The organism is Hymenobacter sp. AT01-02 (assembly GCF_000961955.2).
GTDB classification, from domain to species: Bacteria; Bacteroidota; Bacteroidia; order Cytophagales; family Hymenobacteraceae; genus Hymenobacter; species Hymenobacter mucosus.
Window position 1 is genome coordinate 1 of record NZ_JZIR02000146.1, and the last position, 3,248, is coordinate 3,248.

At 59.1% G+C, this 3,248-nt stretch carries 3 protein-coding genes and 1 pseudogene; 2 read left to right on the top strand and 2 right to left on the bottom strand.

Annotated features, from left to right (window positions below; translation table 11 throughout):
- A pseudogene (locus VI25_RS29085) lies at positions 1-420 on the bottom strand (SDR family NAD(P)-dependent oxidoreductase); the annotation flags it as partial.
- 121 nt (positions 421-541) lie between these two features.
- On the bottom strand, positions 542-1,444 hold the full coding sequence (locus VI25_RS21325) for a helix-turn-helix domain-containing protein (protein WP_055562854.1): 903 nt from the start codon (positions 1,442-1,444) through the stop codon (positions 542-544).
- A gap of 336 nt (positions 1,445-1,780) precedes the next feature.
- Between VI25_RS21325 and VI25_RS21330 the strand changes: the two genes are divergently transcribed.
- The gene (locus VI25_RS21330; protein ID WP_201783370.1) at positions 1,781-2,143 is read left to right on the top strand and encodes a YbhB/YbcL family Raf kinase inhibitor-like protein; all 363 of its coding nucleotides are present in this window, start codon (positions 1,781-1,783) and stop codon (positions 2,141-2,143) included.
- Positions 2,144-2,386: 243 nt separating this feature from the next.
- The coding region (locus VI25_RS21335) for an SMP-30/gluconolactonase/LRE family protein (RefSeq protein WP_055562855.1) at positions 2,387-3,248 on the top strand (862 nt) is incomplete at its 3' end.

Genomic DNA, 3,248 nt, shown 5'->3' on the forward strand with positions numbered 1-3,248 from the left:
AGGAGAAGTTGACGATGTGGCCCCACTGCTGCTCCCGCAGCTGGGGCATGGCCTGGCGGATGACGTTGAGCGTGCCAAACACGTTGACATCGAAGTTTTCGCGCGCCTCGGCATCGGTTACTTCTTCCAGGCTGCCCAGCTGGCCGTAGCCGGCGTTGTTGACTACCACATCCAGCTGGCCGAACTGCCGCACCGTGGCCGCCAGGCTTCGCCTACCTGGGCTTCGGCCGTCAGCTCCACGGTCAGCGGCAGAAAGTTGGGGGAGTCGGCGCCGACGGCGGCGCGCAGCTCCTCGGCGTTGCGGGAAGTGGCTGCTACTTGGTGGCCTAGCGCCAGGAGTTGTTTTACCAGTTCGAGCCCGAAGCCTTTGGAGGCCCCGGTGATAAACCAGACTTGGGGAGGGTGTGCTTGCGTGTCCATGCGGGGGTGAGGGTTGGGATGAGGATGTGCGCGCTACGTCGAGCAACGCGCTTAACGACCGCAAAGGTCAGGGACCCACCCAGGCAGGAGCTTATGAGATTCAAGCGGATACTTATGAAATTCAAACCCGCCGAAAAGCGGAGGGAACCAGACCGGTGTGCTTCTTGAAGAAGTAGTTGAAGTTGGCCGGCTCGTCAAAGCCGAGGCTGTAGCCGACTTCGGCAATGTTCCAGTCCGTGTGCCGCAGCAAGGCCCGGGCTTCACCAGCCAGACGCTCGGCAATGTGGTCCGTGGTGGTTTTGCCGGTCGTGTCGCGCACGCAGCGGTTGAGGTGGTTGACGTGCACGGCCAAGTGCCGGGCAAAGTCGCTGGCCGAGCGCAACGCCAGGCGCTGCGAGGGAGACTCAATGGGAAACTGCCGCTCCAGCAGCTCCAGAAACACGGAGGTCAGGCGCGATTTGGCATCGGGGTGCTGGTAGCGGGCTTCGGCGGGCCGCAGCTTGAGGGCGTAGTGAATCAACTCCGACGCGTAGCTGCGCAGCAGCTCGTATTTGAGGGGATAGTCGGAGTGAAGCTCAGCCAGCATTTTCTCGTACAGAGCGCTTACCGTTTCGTCCTGCGCGGCCGTGAGGGGGAAAGCGGGGGTGCTGCCGGGCTGAAACAAAGGCAGCTCCGTCAGGGGCGGGGTGCCCCAGCCGTGAAAGAACGCTTCGCGGAAAATGCAGAAAAAGCCTGTCGTGTCGTTCGAGAGCGGCTGCCAGGTATAGGGCACCTGGGGGTTGAAAAACAGGAGGGTCGGTCCCGCAATGGCCAGACTTTTATCGGCGTAGTGATACGCGTTGCGGCCGCGGATGAGGGTGATTTTATAAAAATCACGGCGGCTGTATTGGACCGACTCCGCGCTGGGGGCCAGGACGTCTTCGAGCCGAAACACGTTGACTTGCCCCCGCTCCAGGGGCCGGGTCGGGGGAAGCTCCTGGAAATAGTGCTGGTAGAATTCCGTGAGGCTTTCGGGCTTGGGCATGTAGCGAAGTTACCAAATTCAAGCCAACGGTTAACAGTAGCTCTAGCGCTTCAGAGGAAGTGCAAGCTCGCTTTTACTTCCTGGGATACATCACGACAAGCAAGTCTGGACTTCTAGCGATACTTTTTGACTTTTCTGCGACAATTTGGCCTACTGAAGCCCGGTAGTTTTGTGCTGTTCATTTATCTCTTCAACACCACAGAATCTACCCATGGAAAATGTAGCTGCCACTTCGGCCATTCCAACACCCCCAAGCATAAGTGCTTTGGCCCAAACGTTTACGTTGAAAAGCCAGAGCTAGGCGGGCAATTAACGAACAAACAGTTTTTAAACGGGATGGGGTTTACGGGCGAAAATCAGTCGCCGGCCCTGGCCTGGGAACACGCCCCGGCCGGTACGCAGAGCTTTGCCGTCACCATCTTCGATCTGGATGCGCCCACGGGCAGTGGCTTCTGGCACTGGGTTATCTTCAATATCCCCGCTTCGGTGACGGAACTGAAGGCGGGAGCTGGCGATTTGGGCAAACCCCTGGCTCCCGCCGGGGCCGTGCAAAGCAACACCGACTTCGGCCAGCCCGGCTACGTGGGGGCCGCCCGCCCCCGCCCGGCCGCACCGTTACCTGATTACGGTGCTGGCCCTAAGCCAAAAGCTGGAATTAGATCAGAATGCTACCCCGGCCTACGTTGCCTTCCATTGTAACAGCATTACGCTGGGCAAGGCTTCGCTGCTGGTCTACGGGCAGCGCAACTAACCAGCGGCTAGTGCTACCCTATCAATTCTTAGCCTCTCAGCGGGATACCTGCCCGCTAGGCGAGGCAGCCTAGCCCGGTGGATGCTACTGCGTTTTTACGACTTACATGCAAGCGTTAGCTCTATGCTTAACGGGTAAGCCAAAGGCTAAACCCATATCCCAACTTCCTGCTTAGTACTTCCAGATTTTCCATGCGCTTTACCCCTTTCCTTTTTGCTCAACCAGCGTACCGGCTGGTTCGCCGTTCCTGGGCCGGCCTTCTGCTCGGAGCAGTTAGCCTTGGGCTAGCTTCCTGTTCGAAGGAGGCGAAGGATGACCTCGCTCCTTCGCCTCCCACCCTGGTCACCTTTACGGCGCCGGGTCTCTTTCCGGAGGGAGTGCAGTATGACGCTGCCAATCAAGCCTTTTTGGTAAGTTCGCTCACCACGGGCAACGTCGGCCGGGTAAAGGACGACAATACCTACACCGTCCTGGCGGCTGGCTCCGCCACGGGGATTACTTCGGCCGTTGGCTTGCAGCTGGACGAGGCCCGTTCCCGGGTCTTAGTAGCCTCGTCCAACGCCACCACGGGGAACGTAGCCAAGCTCGTGAGCCTAAACCGCGACAAGGGTACCGTTAACTTTACGGCGGACCTGGGAGCCTTACGCCCCAGTGCTTCCGGGCACTTCGCCAACGACATTGCCGTGGATGAGCAGGGCAATGCCTACGTAACCGACAGCTTTGCCCCTGTTATTTATAAAGTAACGGCGCAGGGCGTGGCCTCCGTTTTCTTGGATGACGTTCGTCTCGCGGCAAATCCGGGGGCTTTCGGGCTGAATGGCCTAATCTTTCACGCCGATGCTGCCGGTGGCTATCTGCTCGTTGCCAAAACCGACGAAGGAATCCTGTTCAAAGTGCCCCTAAGCAATCCGAAAAGCTTTACGCCCGTGGCCGCCGCCGGAATTGATCTGCACGGGGCCGATGGCTTACTGCTGCAGGACGATAACACGCTGCAAGTCGTAGCCGGCACCCAAAGCAAGGTGTATCGGTTGACCAAGCCGCGACAACTGGGCA

What these genes read in the sequence shown, in the direction of transcription:
- VI25_RS21325 (WP_055562854.1), bottom strand. Translation starts at nt 1,444, where the DNA reads ATGCCCAAGCCCGAAAGCCTCACGGAATTCTACCAGCACTATTTCCAG.
- VI25_RS21330 (WP_201783370.1), top strand. Translation starts at nt 1,781, where the DNA reads ATGGGGTTTACGGGCGAAAATCAGTCGCCGGCCCTGGCCTGGGAACAC.